Below are 16,501 nucleotides of genomic sequence, written 5' to 3' on the forward strand. Positions count from 1 at the left end.
CGGACACCGTAGAACCGCCCGGCCGAGCAGACACCTCACGGCCGCCCCGCCGACCGGGCACCGAAGAACCATCCGGCCCGGCGGACGCCGCAGAACCCGCCTGCCCAGCTGACACCACACGCTCGCCGCCCTGACTGGCGGAGACCGTTCGAACACCCTGCCGAGCGGACACCGTAGAACCGCCCGGCCCGGCGGGCACCACACGGCCGTTGCCCTGCACGGCGAACTCCGTGGAATCACCCTGCTGAACGTGCTCCGTAGAACCGTCCTGCCCGGCAGGCACCATACGATCACCGTCCTGCCCGGCGGACACCGCACGGTCGCCGCCCGGCTCGGCGGACACCGTACGACCGGCCTGCCGAGGGGGCACGGTAGGACCGGCCTGCTGGGCAGGTGCCGTAGAACCATCCAGCCGGGCAGGAACCGCGCGACCGTCCGGACCGGCAGTCACCGCGCGGTCGTCGTCCTGCCCGCCCCGAACCGTCACGACGCGCGGGCGAACAGGTGCTTGCGGGGGCCCTGGCTATGCACCTCGCCCTCGGCGGCGCGGCGGGCCTGTTCGCGGCGGGCGGCTCGGGCCTCTCGTACGGCTTCGCGGGCCTGGCGTTCGTTGGCGGCCTGGCGGCGGAGTTCGGCGGAGCGGAGCTGGTGGAGTTCGTACTCGTACATCTCAAGTCCCTTGGTGGAGGCGGTTGTCGGGCTTCGCTTTCTGCGATGCCTCAACCTTCGTCTCCCAGGGGGGTCCGCCACATCGGGAGAGTTCCGCATCTTGCGGAGCCGGGCGGGCCTTAGACATGCGTAAGGGGTCTTAGGCCCTCCGTAAGGTGCTTACGGAGGGCCTAAGACCCCTGATGAACCGCGGTGACTCAGGTCGCGGACGGCAGGCTGAGCAGCACGTCGGTGTACTTGAGGACGGCCAGGAGCAGTCCTACGACACCGAGCGCGACGCCGGCCCAGGCGACCGACTTGATCCACGTGGCCTGCGGCTTGCCGGGCGCGCCGAACGCGGGCCGGACCAGGGCCGCGACACCCACGAGCGCGCCGACCAGAGCGAAGATGCCCGCCCACAGCGCGGTGGTGTGCCACGCGTCGCCGTAGACCTCCTTGATCTGGGTGGCGACGCTCGCCGTGGAGGCGGTGTGGAGCTGGCCCACGAGGGTCTCGCGGGCGGCGGCGACGGAGCCGATCCAGCCGCCGGAGAGCGAGATGAAGCCGAGCGCGGCGGAGACCACGGCGGCGGCACCCTGGCCGACGCCGGTGGGGCCTTCCGGCTCCTCCAGCCCGAGCTTCGCGAGCTCGGCCGCGTACTCCTCCTCGGTGAGGTCGTCCTCGTCCTCGGCGGCTGCGGCCTCGGCCTCGGCCTCGGTGGCCTCCGCGTTCGCGGGTTCCTGCTCGGTCACTTCCTCGTCGGTCTTGGTGACATCGGTCTTCGTCACATCGGACTTGGTGACGTCGACGGTCTCCGCGTCGCTCTTCACCTCGGTGGCCTCGTTCGCGGCCTCGTCAACAGTCTTGGTACCCATGGTGCGCACGGTAGGGGTGGTTTCTGAGAAGTTCCTTAAAGATCGGCGCGCACGGCACGCGCGCGTGCCTCGCGCCACTCGGGCGCGAGCACGGACCACACCTCGATGTCGTGCCGAACGCCCCCGTAGGGGTGTGACTCGCGCAGGACGCCGTCCCTGGTCATGCCCATGCGGCGGGCAACATTCAGGCTCTTCTCATTGCCCGCGGCGGCCTGCCATTCGACCCGGTGGATGCCGCGCTGTTCGATCGCGAAGTCGATGAGAATCCGCATCGCGCGGGTGATCAGCCCGCGCCCGGCAGCGGCGGGTTCCAGCCAGCAGCCGACCTCGCAGTTGCCCTGGTCGGCGTGGAAGTTCAGGAAGAGGACCCCGCCCACGAGCGTGCCGTCCAGCCAGATGCCGTGCAGGGACGCGCTGTCGGCGGCGCGGAGGTCGGCGTAGCGCTGGAGGTCCCCCCGCGCCGACTCGACGTCCGTCGCCCTGGACCCGAAGGAGATGTACTGGCCGATGAACTCCCGGCCGCGGTCCAGATGCGCGAGGAACTCCTCGGCGTGCCACGGCTCCAGGGGACGCAGTTCGGCCCCGTCGTCACCCAGGGATATCGCGTACATCCTGCTCCCGCTCCTTCGCCAGGACGTCCGCCACCTCGGCGTCCGTCGCGGCGGCCAGCCTCTCATGGGCGGCGCGGCACTCGGGCGGCTCGATGCTGATGCGGGGCAGGACGCGGTCCAGGCCGCGCGGCAGCCACCAGTTGGCGCCGCCGAGCAGGTGCATGAGGGCGGGCACCAGGAGCGTGCGCAGCACGAACGCGTCCAGGGCGACGGCGGCGGCGAGCGCGATGCCGAACATGGCGATCACGCGGTCGCCGCTGAGCACGAAGGCGAGGAAGACCGAGATCATGATGACGGCGGCCGAGTTGATGACCCGGCTGGTCTCGGCGAGGCCGACGCGGACGGCCCGGCGGTTGTCGCCGGTTTCCAGCCATTCCTCGTACATCCGGCTGACGAGGAAGACCTGGTAGTCCATGGAGAGCCCGAAGAGGACCGACACCATGATCACGGGGAGGAAGGGTTCTATCGGTCCGGCGCGTCCCAGGCCCAGGAACTCGCTTCCCCAGCCCCACTGGAAGATCGCGACGACGACCCCGAAGGCGGCCGCCACGGCCGCGACGTTCATCGCGGCGGCCTTGAGCGGGATGCCGATCGAGCGGAAGGCGAGCAGGAGCAGCACACAGCCGAGCGAGATGACGACCCCGACGAACAGCGGGAGCTTGCCGACGATGACGTCCGCGAAGTCGTCGTAGCCGGCCGTCACCCCGCCGACGTGGATGTCGAGCGACGTGCCCGTCTCCGCCCGCGGCAGCACCTCGGTGCGCAGCCGGTCGACGAGGTCGCTGGTCCGCTGGGACTGCGGCGCCGAGTCCGGTACGACGCTGAAGTACCCGGTGGAGCCGCTGCCGTCGTAGGTCACCGAGGTCACGGAGGCCACGCCCTCAGTGGTGCGGAGGGTGGCGGAGAGGTTGTCGAGGGTGAGCCTGTCCTCGGCGCCGTCGATCTTCGTGACGAGGGTGAGGGGGCCGTTGACGCCGGGGCCGAAGCCGGCCGCGAGGAGGTCGTAGGCCTGGCGGGTGGTCGAGGACTTGGGGTCGTTGCCCTGGTCGGAGGTGCCCAGGTGGAGGGCGAGCGTGGGCAGCGCGAGGACGGTGATGACGACCAGGGCGAGGGCGCCGAGGAGTTTGGGCCGGCGCTCGACGAACGCGGACCAGCGGGCGGCGAGGCCGGTGGGCAGCTCCGGCTGGGGCCCGTGCTCGGCCAGCCGGCGGCGTTCGCGGCGGCTGAGGGCGCGCGGGCCGATGAAGGACAGCAGGGCCGGGAGCAGGGTCACGGAGGCCGCGACGGTGAGCACCACCGTCAACGAGGCGGCGATCGCGACCCCGTTGAGGAAGCCGAGCCGCAGGATCAGCATCCCCAGGAGGGCTATGCAGACCGTGGCGCCCGCGAAGACGACCGCGCGCCCGGTGGTGACGACCGCGTTGGTGACCGCCTCCGTGACGGACAGTCCGCGTTTCAGCCCGCGTCGATGTCGGGTCACGATGAACAGCGCGTAGTCGATGCCGACGCCGAGCCCGATCAGCATGCCGAGCATGGGCGCGAAGTCGGCGACGGTCATCGCGTGTCCCAGGAGCACGATCGCCGCGTACGCGGTGCCGACGCTCACCAGGGCGGTGCCGATGGGCAGGAGCGAGGCCGCGAGCGAGCCGAAGGCGAGGAACAGCACGAGGGCGGCGACGGCGACCCCGACGATCTCGGCGGTGTGTCCGCTCGACGTCTCGGTGAGCGCGATGGCGCTGCCGCCCAGTTCGACCTGGAGCCCGTCGGTCCCGGCGGCCTTGGCGGCGCGGACGACGGCCCGCGCCTCGGACGCGTCGATGTCCTCGGCCTGGTGCGCGAAGGTGACGGTGGCGTAGGCGGTCCGCCCGTCGGCGCTGATCCGGCCGCTGCCCTGGCCGTCGTACGGACTGACCACGGAGGCGACTCCGGGCAGGCTCGCGATCGTGTCCAGGGCGTCGGTCATGGTCTGTTCGACGTCGGCGGCGCGGACGGAACCGGGCGAGGTGCGCCAGACGACGATGTCGCTGTCGCCGCCGAGACCCGGGAACCCCTCCTTGAGGAGCTGCGTCGCACGGCCGGACTCGGTGCCGGGGGCCTCGTAGTCGTTCGAGTACGCCGAGCCGGTGACGGCGGCGGCCGCGGTGACCCCGCCGAACGCGAGGAGCCACAGCAGGACGGCGACGAGGCGGTGCCGAACACACCAGCGTGCAAGGGCTGCCACGAACGTGCTCCCGGGGATGGCGAGTTGTGGATCTTTGACCGGGAAACATCGTCCGAAGGATGAACAGCCCGCAAAGAACGCATGAGCGATACGAGGCCCACTCTCGCAGCCGAAAGTGATCGTTCATCGCGTTCGAGGGCTTCAGCACCGGAGTGGGAGCCAGATCACAGGACAGTAACGGCGACTCTGTCACCCCGGCCGGCACCTCAGTCGAACTGGTCCCCCAGCGCCATCACCATCGCGCCGACGACCAACAGCCAAAGCGCCCGTCTGGTACGGCCCCTGGACCCGAGGACCGCGGCGAGCGCGCACAGAGCCGCACCCACGGCATACGCGGCCGGGACCAGCACCGGTGCGGAACCGGTGGCTCTCAGCGCCGCCGCGGCCACCCCGGCGAGGGCCAGCACGGCGCCGGTCAGGAGCGCCGTCCAGCGGGCCCGCCGCGCGTCCAGTGCCAAGTCGTCGAAGTCGTCCGATTCGGACAACTCGGAATCTCCGCGTCCGTCCATGGCGGGCGAGCGTAGCGCCTCCGCCTGAGAAACCTGGTGCGCGGCCAACCGACGTCCTCCACAATCTCGTTGCTCTCCCACAGGGAGCTACGCAGAACCGGAGGAGCCCGTTCACCGATGTCCGACACCGAACCGACCGACCGCCTGACCCACCCCCGCTACCCGCGCAGCAACACCTACGACGTCCGCTGGACCATCGAGAACCAGATGGGCCCGCACGCGCTGTGGCTGCTGGAATGGCTGGCTCCCGCCCTCGGCCTCGACACGCTGCGCCCCGGCGCGCGCGTCCTCGACCTGGGCTGCGGCCGCGCCATGACCTCCGTCTTCCTCGCCAAGGAGTACGGCGTCCAGGTCACCGCCGCCGACCTGTGGGTGAAGCCCGACGAGAACGCCGTACGGATCGCCGAGGCGGGTGTCGCGGACCGCGTGCTGCCCCTGCACGTGGAGGCGCACGACCTGCCCTTCGCGGAGGGCACGTTCGACGCGATCGTGTCGATCGACGCGTACCAGTACTTCGGCACCGCCGACCTCTATCTGCCCACGCTGACACGGCTGTTGAAGCCCGGCGGCCGGATCGGCGTCGTCATGCCCGCGCTCCGGGAGGAGTTGGCCGACGACGAACCGCCGGAACATCTGAAGCCCTTCTGGGACCCGGGGTTCTGGGCCTTCCACTCCCCCGCCTGGTGGCGCCGCCACTGGACACGCGGCGGGACCGTGGAGGTCGAGGCCGCCGACTGGCAGCCAGACGGCTGGAAGGACTGGCTGCTGTGGAGCGAGGTGTGCGCCGAGGAGAGTCCCTACGACTGGATGGCGCGGATGGCCCGTGAGTCGGTGGAGCTGGTGACCGCCGACCAGGGCCGACTCCTCGGCTTCGCCCGGGTCGTGGGCCGCCGGACGTAGGTTCTTCGGTCCCCAACGGGAACGGCCCCGGAGAGCGTGTCTCCGGGGCCGTGCACGGTGTGCTGAATCAGCCTTCGCTGACGCCCAGTTGCTCCAGGATGAGCTCCTTGACGCGGGCCGCGTCGGCCTGGCCACGGGTGGCCTTCATGACCGCGCCGACCAGGGCGCCGGCCGCCGCGACCTTGCCGCCGCGGATCTTGTCGGCGATGCCCGGGTTGCCGGCGATGGCCTCCTGGACTGCGGTGGTGAGGGCGCCGTCGTCGGAGACGACCTTCAGGCCGCGCTTGTCGACGACCTCGTCCGGGGTGCCCTCGCCGGCGAGGACGCCTTCGATGACCTGGCGGGCCAGCTTGTCGTTCAGGTCACCGGCGGACACCAGCGCGGTGACCCGGGCGACCTGCGCCGGCGTGATGGGCAGCTCGTCGATCGAGGTGCCCGACTCGTTGGCGCTGCGCGCCAGTTCACCCATCCACCACTTGCGCGCGGAGGCCGCGTCGGCACCGGCGTCGATCGTCGCGACGATCGAGTCGATGGCACCGGCGTTGAGGATCGACTGCATGTCGAACGCGCTGATCCCCCACTCCTCGCGCAGCCGGTTGCGGCGGGCCAGCGGCTGCTCGGGCAGCCCGGTACGGATCTCCTCGACCCACTCGCGCGAGGGGGCGACCGGCACCAGGTCCGGCTCCGGGAAGTACCGGTAGTCCTCCGCCTCCTCCTTCACACGGCCCGAGGTCGTCGACCCGGTGTCCTCGTGGAAGTGGCGGGTCTCCTGGATGATCGTGCCGCCGGAGTTCAGCACCGCGGCGTGGCGCTGGATCTCGTAGCGGGCGGCACGCTCAACGGAACGAAGGGAGTTGACGTTCTTGGTCTCACTCCGCGTACCGAACTTCTCGCGGCCGTGCGGACGCAGCGACAGGTTCACGTCGCAGCGCATCTGCCCCTGCTCCATGCGCGCCTCGGAGACCCCGAGCGCCCGGATCAGCTCGCGCAGCTCCGCGACGTACGCCTTGGCGACCTCGGGAGCGCGCTCACCGGCGCCCTCGATCGGCTTGGTGACGATCTCGATGAGCGGGATGCCGGCGCGGTTGTAGTCGAGCAGCGAGTGCGAGGCGCCGTGGATACGGCCCGTCGCGCCGCCGACGTGCAGCGACTTGCCGGTGTCCTCCTCCATGTGGGCGCGCTCGATCTGCACCCGGAAGGTCTCGCCGTCCTCCAACTGGACGTCCAGATAGCCGTTGAAGGCGATCGGCTCGTCGTACTGGGAGGTCTGGAAGTTCTTCGGCATGTCCGGATAGAAGTAGTTCTTCCGGGCGAAGCGGCACCACTCGGCGATCTCGCAGTTCAGCGCGAGGCCGATCTTGATCGCGGACTCGACGCCGATCGCGTTGACGACCGGGAGCGCGCCGGGCATGCCGAGGCAGGTCGGGCAGGTCTGCGAGTTGGGCTCGGCGCCCAGTTCGGTCGAACAGCCGCAGAACATCTTGGTCTTGGTGCCGAGTTCGACATGGACCTCAAGGCCCATGACGGGGTCGTACGACGCGAGAGCGTCCTCGTACGACTCCAGGTCGGTCGTGGTGGTCACGGTGAACTTTCCCTCTCAGCCCAGCAGGACGTCGTCGTCGCCCAGCCGCTTCAGCTCGCGGTACAGGATGGCGAGGCCGGTGACGATCGCGACGGCGGAGACCGTGGCGTCGATCAGACGGAGCGTGTCGTGCTCGGTGCGCGCCTTCTTGATCTGCTTGGCGACACCCAGCGCGCCGAACGCGGTGGTGGCGATGGACACATACGTGCCGGACTTGGACTTCTTGAAGCCCTTGGCCTTCGACAGTGCGTTGCTCACAGCGACGGTGCCTCCTCAAGCAGCGGGTGGCCCCACTTTTCCACGAAGGCGGCCTCTACGGCGGCGCCGACCTTGTAAAGACGGTCGTCCTTCAGCGCCGGCGCGATGATCTGGAGCCCGACCGGCAGACCGTCCTCCGGTGCGAGACCGCAGGGCAGCGACATGGCCGAGTTGCCCGCCAGGTTGGTCGGGATGGTGCACAGGTCCGCGAGGTACATCGCCATCGGGTCGTCGGCACGCTCGCCGATCGGGAAGGCGGTGGTCGGTGTCGTCGGCGACACGATCACGTCGACGCTCTCGAACGACTTCTCGAAGTCGCGGGTGATGAGCGTACGGACCTTCTGGGCGCTGCCGTAGTACGCGTCGTAGTAGCCACTCGACAGGGCGTACGTGCCGAGCATGATGCGGCGCTTCACCTCGGGGCCGAAGCCCGCCTCACGGGTGATCGAGGTGACCTCTTCGGCCGAGTGGGTGCCGTCGTCGCCCGTGCGCAGGCCGTAGCGCAGGCCGTCGAAACGGGCCAGGTTCGACGAACACTCGGAGGGCGCGATCAGGTAGTACGCCGACAGGGCGAGATCGAAGGACGGGCAGTCCAACTCGACGATCTCGGCGCCCAGTTCCTTCAGTACGGCGACGGCCTCGTCGAAGCGCTGGATGACACCGGCCTGGTAGCCCTCGCCGCGGAACTGCTTGACGACACCGACCCGCATGCCCTGCACGCTGCCGTTGCGGGCGGCCTCGACGACCGGCGGGACCGGGGCGTCGATCGACGTCGAGTCCAGCGGGTCGTGCCCGGCGATGACCTCGTGCAGCAGCGCCGCGTCCAGGACCGTACGGGCGCAGGGCCCACCCTGGTCGAGGGAGGAGGAGAAGGCGACCATGCCGTAGCGGGAGACCGCGCCGTACGTCGGCTTGACGCCCACCGTGCCGGTGACGGCGGCCGGCTGGCGGATCGAGCCGCCGGTGTCGGTGCCGATCGCGAGGGGCGCCTGGAAGGAGGCGAGCGCGGCGGAGGAACCGCCACCGGAGCCGCCGGGGATCTTGGTGAGGTCCCAGGGGTTGCCGGTCGGCCCGTACGCGCTGTTCTCGGTGGAGGACCCCATGGCGAACTCGTCCATGTTGGTCTTGCCGAGGATGACGACATCGGCGGCCTTCAGCCGCTTGGTGACGGTCGCGTCGTACGGCGGGATCCAGCCCTCGAGGATCTTGGAGCCGACGGTCGTCGGGATGCCCTCGGTGGTGAAGATGTCCTTGAGCGCGAGCGGAACGCCGGCGAGCGGCCCCAACTCCTCGCCCCTGGCCCGCTTCGCGTCGACGGCACGGGCCTGCGCGAGGGCGCCCTCGCGGTCGACGTGCAGGAAGGCGTGCACCTTCGCGTCGACCTCCTCGATCCGGGCGAGGTGGGCCTCGGTGACCTCGACGGCCGTGAGGACGCCGGACGCGATGTTCGCGGCGGTCTCGGCGGCGGTCAGCCGGATGATGCTGCTGTGGTCCGTCATGGTGATTAGTCCTCCCCCAGGATCTGCGGCACCTTGAAACGCTGCTGCTCCTGGGCCGGGGCGCCGGAGAGCGCCTGCTCGGGGGTGAGCGAGGGACGGACCTCGTCCGCGCGCATGACGTTCGTCAGCGGCAGCGGGTGGGAGGTCGGCGGTACGTCTTGGTCGGCGACCTCGCTGACGCGGGCGACCGCGCCGATGATGTCGTCCAGCTGTCCCGCGAAGTGCTCGAGCTCTTCGGGCTTCAGCTCCAGACGCGCCAGCCGGGCGAGGTGGGCGACCTCCTCGCGCGTGATGCCAGGCATGCGGCGTTCCTCTGGGGTGAGTGTGTGTGGTTTGGCGCCAATCCTATGGGGCGGGGGGCCTCAGCCGTTAAACGGTTTCGCCGGGGCCCCGGTCCGGGGCGCCCCGTCAGACGAGGAACAGCAGGACGGCGGTGATCAGTACGACGACCGCCGTGGCGAAGTGGATCCCGAAGGCCACGGCCTTCGTGCCGCCGTTGCGCAGCACGATCAGGGTGTCGCCGAGCGGTATGACAGCCACGCAGAGCATGAACCACGCCTCGGCCTGGGCCCCGGCGAAGGCCAGCAGAGCCAGGCCGATCAGACCGAGCGTGCCGTCCCTGGAGCCCTTGATCGTGAGGTAGGCGCGGGCGTCACCGGCCGGGTCGGCCGACACGCCGTAGCCGGTGGCGGCGGGGCCGGGCTGGAACAGGAACCGGTAGCCGAGGAACAGGCAGAACAGGTCCAGCAGGATCGCCAGGGTGTACGCGGTGATGGTCACGTCACTTCTCCTCGTCTCGTTTTCTAGCATCGCTAGCAACAAGAGCGAAGCTAGCAGAGCGTCGACAGGAACGCTAGCGATGCTAGAATTCGAGGCATGACGATTCAGAAGCGCCGGGAGCGCGAACGGGCGGAGCGGGAGCTGCTGATCGTCTCGGCCGCACGGGAACTGGCCGAGACGGAGGGCTGGGACGCGGTGACGACCCGGCGGCTGGCGGCCGAGATCGAGTACAGCCAGCCCGTGCTCTACAGCCACTTCAAGGACAAGGGCGCGATCATGGCGGCCGTCGCGGTGGAGGGCTGCGCCGTCCTGGCCGTCGAACTGCGTACGGCACGCACGGCGGCGAAGGACACGCGCGGGGCGCTGGCCGCGATCGGCGAGACGTACACGTCGTTCGGACGCCTCCGCCCCGCGCTCTACGACGCGATGTTCACCCACATGGTGGACCTACCGTTCGCGACCCCGGAGGCACCGGCGCCCTTGCAGGCGGCCTTCGGTGAGATCCTCCAGGCGGTCGAGCCCATCGCGGCCGAGGGCGACGACCCGGCCCTGCTGACGGAGACGTACTGGGCGGGCCTGCACGGCTTGGTGACGCTGATGCGCAGCGGCCGCCTGCCGGAGGGGGCACACGAGGAGCGCCTGGCGCTGCTGATCAGTCACTTCACGACGAGGGCGGGCTGACCCACCGCAGGGGCGCGGGGCTGTATCAAGGTGCGGCTCCGCCGCATGGGCGCGCCCGGCAACAGCGCACCCGCACTCAAAAACTCAGCCGAGCCGCCCCGGATCGTCGGCGGCAGCCGCGGGCAAGGCCGCCCGAGGCCGCTGCCAGCCCCGAGACCCCCTCGCCAGCAACCAGGCGGTCATGTCCTCGGGCGGCATGGCGGCGGCGACCAGCCACCCCTGCACGGCGTCACACCCGAGATCCCGCAGCCGCTCCCATGTCTCGTCGTCCTCGACTCCCTCGGCGACGACGAGCAACCCCAGGGAATGTGCCAGATCAACCGTGCAGCGCACGATCTCCGCATCCTCCGTGTCCACCGCCAGCCGGGCCACGAACGACCGGTCGATCTTCAACTCGCTGACCGGCAGCCGCCGTAGATGCACCAGGGACGAGTACCCCGTCCCGAAGTCGTCGAGGGACATCTTCACGCCGTGTCCGGTCAGACCGTTGAGGGTGTCCGCGGCGCGCTGGGGGTCCTCCAGGAGGACGTGTTCCGTGATCTCCAGTTGGAGCGAGCCCGCCGGAACGCCGTGCCGGGCCAGGCGCGCGGCCACGGACCCCGCGAACCCGGGGGTGTGCACATCGCGCGGGGAGACGTTCACCGCGACCGGTACGAACAGTCCCTGGGCCCGCCATCTGGCGACCTGGGCGAGCGCGGTGTCGAGCACGTACTCGGTGAGATGGGGCATCAGCCCGGAGGACTCGGCGATCGCTATGAACTCGTCCGGCGGCACCTTCCCGCGCTCCGGGTGCACCCACCGCACCAGCGCCTCGAGCCCGGCCACCTGACCGTCGAAGCGCACCTTGGGCTGGTAGTGCAACTGCACCTCGTGCGCGTCGAGCGCCCGCCGCAGATCCCCCAACAGGCCCAGCCGGTCAGGGGTGTTGGAGTCCCGCTTGGACTCGTAGACCTCTACGCCCGTACGGTCCCGCTTCGCCTGGTACATCGCCACGTCCGCCCGGCGCAGCAGCCCCTCGGCGTCGAGGGCGTGGTCGGGGAAGACGGCGACACCCGCGCTGGCCTCCAGGACGAGGGTGAGCCCGTCGAGGTCGAGCGGGGAGCTGAGCGCGGCGACGAGGTTGCGGGCGACCCGGGTCGCGGACGTGGTGGAGTCGGCGACGGGCAGCAGGACGGCGAACTCGTCACCACCGAGCCGTGCGGCCTCCGCCCCGCGCGGCAGCGCCACCCGCAGCCGGTCGGCTATCTGCAACAGCAGCCGGTCACCGGCCAGATGACCCAAGGTGTCATTGACCGATCGGAAACGGTCGAGGTCGATCAGCATGAGTGCGGCCTTGGCACCGATGCGCTCGGCGTCGTCCAGCGCGGTCCAGATGCGCTCCAGGAGCCACTGCCGGTTGGGCAGTCCGGTCAGCGGGTCGCGCAACTGTTCCTCGGCCCGGGCCCGAGCCATCCACAAAGTGGAGTCGAGGGCGATCAGCGGGATCGAGAACAGCGGCAGCAGCACCGGCTGGGCCACGGCGACCACACAGATCAGCGGGGCGATGCCGAGCAGGGCGACCGCGACCAGGCCCTGTCTGAGCAGGGCGGTGCGGGCGACGGTGGGCAGTCCGCCGTGGCGCGGGGCGTGCAGGTACCAGAGGAGGGTGCGGGTCACGGCCAGATAGGCGACGGCGACCAGGACCACCTCGGGCGCGGTGTAGACCGTCCAGGTGTCCGGGTTCCAGGGCTTCTCGACGGACGGCACCCGGCCGAACGCGCGCAGGACGAGTGCTCCAGCGGCGATGCCGAGGATGTCCACCGCGCCGTGCAGCACTCCCTGGCGCCAGCGGTTGCGGCGGGCTATGCCGACCAGCACGACGACGGTGAGGCTGACCATGCCGGCGGCGACCCAGCCGTAGAGCAGCAGGACGCCGAGGGTGAGGGCGGCGCCCGAGCCGGTGCCGCCCCACCAGCGGGCGCGGCCGAGGGCGACCAGGTGGCCGACGATGATGCCGGTCAGGACGGCCAGCGACCAGCCGACCGTGCCGGACGGGAAGAGCGCGTGGTCGCCGGTGAACGCCCGGAAGAATCCGGCGCCGAGGACGAACGCGGCCGTGACCACGACCGCCGTGGGCAGCGCGGGCCAGGTGAGATGGCGCTCGCCCTCGCTGTCCGGCAGCCCTGAGCTCGGGTCGGCGGAGAGCGGTACGGAGTGCCGGGCGTCCGGTGTGGAGTACTGCCCGGTGGCGCGCGGCTGGGCGCCCGGACGCTCCACGGGTCGCGCTCCCCAACGACTCTTCCGCCAGGCGCCGGTGAGCCGGCGCAGCGGAGAGTCCGGGGGGGCGCTCTCGGTCGGTTCCATTCCCGTCCCTCTCACAGCCGGCGGTGCCCACGCCACGCGGTCCGATGCCCGACTTCCGTCAACGGCACCGCGTTTGGAAAACCCCTCCCCCTGCTCACCAAGAGCAGGGGGTTGCCCCAACCGCAGCTGGGCACGGCAGGTGCACACCTCAACAGTAGGCCGCAGAAGGCTTCCACGGGCAGCGGTCGTAGACGGTTGCCCGAATGCGACCCGGCCACCCGTATGCATCTGGTATGCGCCAATCGGGTGGCCTTCAACCGCTGCTCCTCGCTACTCCTCGACCGGAAGCGCGACTTCGGCGGCCGCCTCGGGTCCCTGTTCCAACAAGACGGTGAAGCCGTCCTCGTTCAGAACAGGCACCTTGACCTGCATCGCCTTGTCGTACTTGGAACCAGGATTGTCACCTACGACGACGAAAGACGTCTTCTTCGAAACAGAACCGGTCACTTTCGCTCCCCGGCTCTGCAGGGCGTCCTTCGCCCCGTCCCTGGTGAAGTGCTCGAGTGTGCCGGTCACGACGACGGTCAGCCCCTCCAGCGGGCGCGGGCCCTCGTCCTCGGCGGAACCCTCGTCCTCCATACGGACCCCGGCGGCCCGCCACTTGCGGAGGATCTCCTGGTGCCAGTCCTCGGCGAACCACTCCTTGAGCGAGGCGGCGATGATCTCGCCGACACCGGCGGTGTCCGCCAGCTCCTTCTCGGTGGCCTGCTCGATCCGCTCGATCGAACGGAACCCCCGGGCCAGCGCCTCGGCCGCGACCGGGCCGACATGACGGATCGACAGGCCGGTGAGGATGCGGGCGAGCGGGCTGTCCTTGGCCGCCGCGATGGTCTCCAGCATCGCGAGCGCGTTCTTCTTCGGCTCGCCCAGCTGGTTGGCGAAGACCGTGGCGATCTTCTCCTCGCCGGTCTTCGGGTCGCGCTTGGGCAGCCCGCTGTTCTGGTCGCGGACGTACGCCTTGATGGGCAGCAACTGCTCGATGGTGAGGTCGAACAGGTCGCCCTCGTTCTTCAGCGGCGGGTCGGCCGGCTCCAGCGGATTGGTGAGGGCGGCGGCCGACACATAGCCGAAGTGGTCGATGTCCAGCGCCTTGCGGCCCGCGAGGTAGAACAGCCGCTCCCTCAACTGGGCAGGGCAGGCACGGGCGTTCGGGCAGCGGAGGTCGATGTCGCCCTCCTTCATCGGCCGCAGCGGCGTCCCGCACTCGGGGCACTCGGCCGGCATCACGAACTCCCGCTCGCTGCCGTCGCGCAGGTCGGCGACCGGGCCGAGGATCTCCGGGATGACGTCACCGGCCTTGCGCAGCACCACCGTGTCGCCGATGAGCACGCCCTTGGCCTTGACGACCTCCTGGTTGTGCAGCGTCGCGAACTCGACCTCCGAGCCGGCCACCGTCACCGGCTCGACCTGGGCGTACGGCGTGACCCGGCCCGTACGGCCCACGCCCACCCGGATGTTGACGAGCTTGGTGTTGACCTCCTCGGGCGCGTACTTCCACGCGATCGCCCAGCGCGGGGCGCGGGAGGTGGAGCCGAGGCGTCCCTGGAGGGGGATCTCGTCGAGCTTGACGACCACGCCGTCGATCTCGTGGGCCACGGAGTGGCGGTTCTCGCCGTAGTACCGGATGAACTCCCGTACGCCGTCGAGGTCGTCGACCACCTTGTTGTGCGGGGAGGTGGGCAGGCCCCAGGTCTTCAGCAGGATGTACGCCTCGGAGAGACGGGTGAGGGGGTCGAAGCCCTCCAGGGCGCCGATGCCGTGCACGACCATGTGCAGGGGGCGGCCGGCGGTGACGCGGGGGTCCTTCTGGCGCAGTGAACCCGCCGCCGCGTTACGGGGGTTGGCGAAGGGCTTGTCGCCGGCCTCGACCAGCCGGGCGTTCAGCTCCTCGAACTTCTCCATCGGGAAGTAGACCTCGCCGCGGATCTCCACGAGGTCGGGGACGCGCTCGCCGGTCAGCCGGTCCGGGATCTCCGCGATCGTGCGGACGTTGGGCGTGATGTCCTCGCCCGTACGGCCGTCGCCGCGGGTCGCCGCGCGCGTGAGACGGCCGTGCTCATACGTGAGGTTGACGGCGAGGCCGTCGACCTTCAGCTCGCACAGGAAGTGGTAGTCGGAGGTGCCGACGTCCTTGTGGACGCGCTCGGCCCAGGCGGCCAGCTCCAGGTCGTCGAACGCGTTGTCCAGGGAGAGCATGCGGGAGCGGTGGACGACGGAGGTGAACTCCGTCTCGTACGCACCCGCGACCTTCTGGGTCGGCGAGTCCGGCGTGCGCAGCTCGGGATACTCCTCCTCCAACGCCTCCAGGGCGCGCAGGAGTTGGTCGAATTCCGCGTCGCTGACGACCGGGGCGTCGTTCACGTAGTACCGGAAGCGGTGCTCCTCGATCTGCTCAGCGAGCTGCGCGTGCTTCTCCCGTGCCTCTGCGGGCACCGCCGTCTCCGCTTGCCTGTCGCCGGCCACCGTGTTGTCCTTCCGTCACTCAGGGTTGTCCGCGAGGGATCTCGCCGCCCGGACGCAGTGGGCGAGAGCCTTGCGCGCGTACTCGGGGGAAGCCCCCGCGAGTCCGCACGACGGGGTGATCGTGACCGCCTCCGCGAGAAGTCCCGGTCGCAGCCCCAGCCTGCGCCACAGCGTCCTGACACCCATGACGCTACCGGCAGGGTCTGACAATGCGGTGTCCGTGCCCGGCACGACACCGGCGAACAGCCGGGTGCCGGCCTCGACCGCCTCGCCGATCACGTCGTCGTCACGCTCGGTGAGGAGCGAGAAGTCGAAGGAGACCCCGGCGGCGCCCGCCCTGCGCAGCAGGGCGAACGGCACGTCCGGTGCGCAGGAGTGGACGACGACCGGGCCGTTCGTGTGCACGGCGACGACGTCGCGGAGTGTGCTCTCGACGAGTTGGCGGTCTACGGCGCGGTAGGTGCGGTAGCCGCTGGCGGACCTGACCTGTCCGCGCAGGACGCCGATCAGGGACGGCTCGTCGAGTTGCAGCACGATCTGGGCGCCGGGGACGCGGCGTTGGACCTCGCCGAGGTGATTGCGCAGGCCCTCGGCGAGCGAGCCGGCGAGGTCGCGGCAGGCGCCGGGGTCGGAGAGCACGGCCTCGCCGTTCCTCAACTCCAGCCCGGCGGCGAGGGTCCAGGGTCCTACGGCCTGCACCTTGAGCGGCCCCTCGTAGCCCTGGGTGAACTCCTCGAACGCGTCGAGGTCCTCCCCCAGCCACGCCCAGGCGCGCTTGGTGTCCCGCCCCGGCCGGTCCCCGATCCGCCAACCGCTGGGCTCCACGCGCGCGTACACCTCGACGAGCAGCCCGGCGGTCCGCCCGATCATGTCCGCGCCGGGTCCCCGGGCCGGCAGCTCGGGCAGGAACGGAAAGTCCTCGAAGGCCCCGGTCGCGGTCTTCGCGGCCTCACGGGCGTCGGTGCCGGGGAGTGAACCGACACCGGTGGCGGGACCGAAGCTGAACGTAGTCTTGTTGCTCACCTGGGCAGCCTACGGAACCCTCCGGCGGTCCGGGCGCGCCCCTGGGGGTTGCGCCCCCAGACCCCCATCGGCCCTGAAGGGGCCTCGTCCTCAAACGCCGGACGGGCT

At 70.5% G+C, this 16,501-nt stretch carries 15 protein-coding genes; 2 read left to right on the top strand and 13 right to left on the bottom strand.

Translation table 11 applies throughout. The features are described from left to right. Positions 1-483: 483 nt before the first annotated feature. The 5 genes from JHN63_RS32350 to JHN63_RS32370 all read right to left on the bottom strand — a co-directional run bounded on the left by JHN63_RS32350 (position 484) and on the right by JHN63_RS32370 (position 4,864). Positions 484-669, bottom strand: coding sequence for a hypothetical protein (locus JHN63_RS32350; RefSeq protein WP_200687337.1), 186 nt, complete (start codon positions 667-669; stop codon positions 484-486). Between the two features lie 197 nt (positions 670-866). After that, positions 867-1,523 carry a hypothetical protein gene (locus JHN63_RS32355; RefSeq protein ID WP_200687339.1) on the bottom strand — a complete coding sequence of 219 codons (657 nt, stop codon included), beginning with the start codon at positions 1,521-1,523 and terminating at the stop codon, positions 867-869. 35 nt (positions 1,524-1,558) lie between these two features. Next, positions 1,559-2,134, bottom strand: a complete 576-nt coding sequence (locus tag JHN63_RS32360) for a GNAT family N-acetyltransferase (RefSeq protein WP_200687341.1) — start codon at positions 2,132-2,134, stop codon at positions 1,559-1,561. Next, entirely contained in the window at positions 2,112-4,355 is a 2,244-nt protein-coding gene (locus JHN63_RS32365; protein WP_200687344.1) for an MMPL family transporter, read from the bottom strand. Before JHN63_RS32365 ends, JHN63_RS32360 begins: the two co-directional genes overlap by 23 nt. A gap of 206 nt (positions 4,356-4,561) precedes the next feature. Beyond that, positions 4,562-4,864 (bottom strand): hypothetical protein, encoded by a 303-nt coding sequence (locus JHN63_RS32370; RefSeq protein WP_200687346.1) that lies wholly within the window; start codon positions 4,862-4,864, stop codon positions 4,562-4,564. 117 nt (positions 4,865-4,981) lie between these two features. Here JHN63_RS32370 and JHN63_RS32375 point away from each other — a divergent pair, with 117 nt between their 5' ends. Next, a complete protein-coding gene (locus JHN63_RS32375; protein ID WP_200687348.1) occupies positions 4,982-5,764 on the top strand; it encodes a cyclopropane-fatty-acyl-phospholipid synthase family protein in 783 nt (260 codons plus the stop codon). A gap of 67 nt (positions 5,765-5,831) precedes the next feature. Here the strand turns inward: JHN63_RS32375 and gatB are convergent, their stop codons facing one another. The 5 genes from gatB to JHN63_RS32400 all read right to left on the bottom strand — a co-directional run bounded on the left by gatB (position 5,832) and on the right by JHN63_RS32400 (position 9,883). Continuing rightward, positions 5,832-7,346 carry an Asp-tRNA(Asn)/Glu-tRNA(Gln) amidotransferase subunit GatB gene (gene gatB, locus JHN63_RS32380; RefSeq protein ID WP_200687350.1) on the bottom strand — a complete coding sequence of 505 codons (1,515 nt, stop codon included), beginning with the start codon at positions 7,344-7,346 and terminating at the stop codon, positions 5,832-5,834. 15 nt (positions 7,347-7,361) lie between these two features. Then, complete coding sequence (locus JHN63_RS32385) at positions 7,362-7,604, bottom strand: hypothetical protein (RefSeq protein ID WP_019068646.1); 243 nt, start codon at positions 7,602-7,604, stop codon at positions 7,362-7,364. Next, the gene (gatA, locus tag JHN63_RS32390; protein ID WP_200687352.1) at positions 7,601-9,103 is read right to left on the bottom strand and encodes an Asp-tRNA(Asn)/Glu-tRNA(Gln) amidotransferase subunit GatA; all 1,503 of its coding nucleotides are present in this window, start codon (positions 9,101-9,103) and stop codon (positions 7,601-7,603) included. Before gatA ends, JHN63_RS32385 begins: the two co-directional genes overlap by 4 nt. Before the next feature lie 5 nt (positions 9,104-9,108). Continuing rightward, entirely contained in the window at positions 9,109-9,405 is a 297-nt protein-coding gene (gene gatC, locus JHN63_RS32395) for an Asp-tRNA(Asn)/Glu-tRNA(Gln) amidotransferase subunit GatC (protein ID WP_007384860.1), read from the bottom strand. 106 nt (positions 9,406-9,511) lie between these two features. Continuing rightward, entirely contained in the window at positions 9,512-9,883 is a 372-nt protein-coding gene (locus tag JHN63_RS32400; protein WP_200687354.1) for a DUF4267 domain-containing protein, read from the bottom strand. Between the two features lie 96 nt (positions 9,884-9,979). On the opposite strand from JHN63_RS32400, the gene JHN63_RS32405 reads away from it, so the two are divergent. Beyond that, the gene (locus JHN63_RS32405; protein WP_200687356.1) at positions 9,980-10,564 is read left to right on the top strand and encodes a TetR/AcrR family transcriptional regulator; all 585 of its coding nucleotides are present in this window, start codon (positions 9,980-9,982) and stop codon (positions 10,562-10,564) included. Between the two features lie 84 nt (positions 10,565-10,648). On the opposite strand, the gene JHN63_RS32410 is transcribed toward JHN63_RS32405, so the two are convergent. From JHN63_RS32410 to JHN63_RS32420, 3 genes are all read right to left on the bottom strand, one after another. Further along, positions 10,649-12,907 (bottom strand): bifunctional diguanylate cyclase/phosphodiesterase, encoded by a 2,259-nt coding sequence (locus tag JHN63_RS32410; protein WP_200687358.1) that lies wholly within the window; start codon positions 12,905-12,907, stop codon positions 10,649-10,651. Positions 12,908-13,177: 270 nt separating this feature from the next. Beyond that, positions 13,178-15,370, bottom strand: a complete 2,193-nt coding sequence (ligA, locus tag JHN63_RS32415; RefSeq protein WP_200687360.1) for an NAD-dependent DNA ligase LigA — start codon at positions 15,368-15,370, stop codon at positions 13,178-13,180. Between the two features lie 15 nt (positions 15,371-15,385). Next, a complete protein-coding gene (locus JHN63_RS32420) occupies positions 15,386-16,393 on the bottom strand; it encodes a methionine synthase (protein WP_200687363.1) in 1,008 nt (335 codons plus the stop codon). Positions 16,394-16,501 lie beyond the last annotated feature (108 nt).

The organism is Streptomyces sp. MBT65, from assembly GCF_016612545.1.
In the GTDB taxonomy this organism is placed as follows: domain Bacteria; phylum Actinomycetota; class Actinomycetes; order Streptomycetales; family Streptomycetaceae; genus Streptomyces.

Bases quoted from the DNA above. Each gene is read 5' to 3' on its own strand.
- gatC (WP_007384860.1), bottom strand. From the start codon at position 9,405: ATGCCTGGCATCACGCGCGAGGAGGTCGCCCACCTCGCCCGGCTGGCG.
- JHN63_RS32360 (WP_200687341.1), bottom strand. From the start codon at position 2,134: ATGTACGCGATATCCCTGGGTGACGACGGGGCCGAACTGCGTCCCCTG.
- gatA (WP_200687352.1), bottom strand. From the start codon at position 9,103: ATGACGGACCACAGCAGCATCATCCGGCTGACCGCCGCCGAGACCGCC.
- JHN63_RS32410 (WP_200687358.1), bottom strand. From the start codon at position 12,907: ATGGAACCGACCGAGAGCGCCCCCCCGGACTCTCCGCTGCGCCGGCTC.
- JHN63_RS32370 (WP_200687346.1), bottom strand. From the start codon at position 4,864: ATGGACGGACGCGGAGATTCCGAGTTGTCCGAATCGGACGACTTCGAC.
- JHN63_RS32350 (WP_200687337.1), bottom strand. From the start codon at position 669: ATGTACGAGTACGAACTCCACCAGCTCCGCTCCGCCGAACTCCGCCGC.
- JHN63_RS32405 (WP_200687356.1), top strand. From the start codon at position 9,980: ATGACGATTCAGAAGCGCCGGGAGCGCGAACGGGCGGAGCGGGAGCTG.
- JHN63_RS32375 (WP_200687348.1), top strand. From the start codon at position 4,982: ATGTCCGACACCGAACCGACCGACCGCCTGACCCACCCCCGCTACCCG.
- JHN63_RS32355 (WP_200687339.1), bottom strand. From the start codon at position 1,523: ATGGGTACCAAGACTGTTGACGAGGCCGCGAACGAGGCCACCGAGGTG.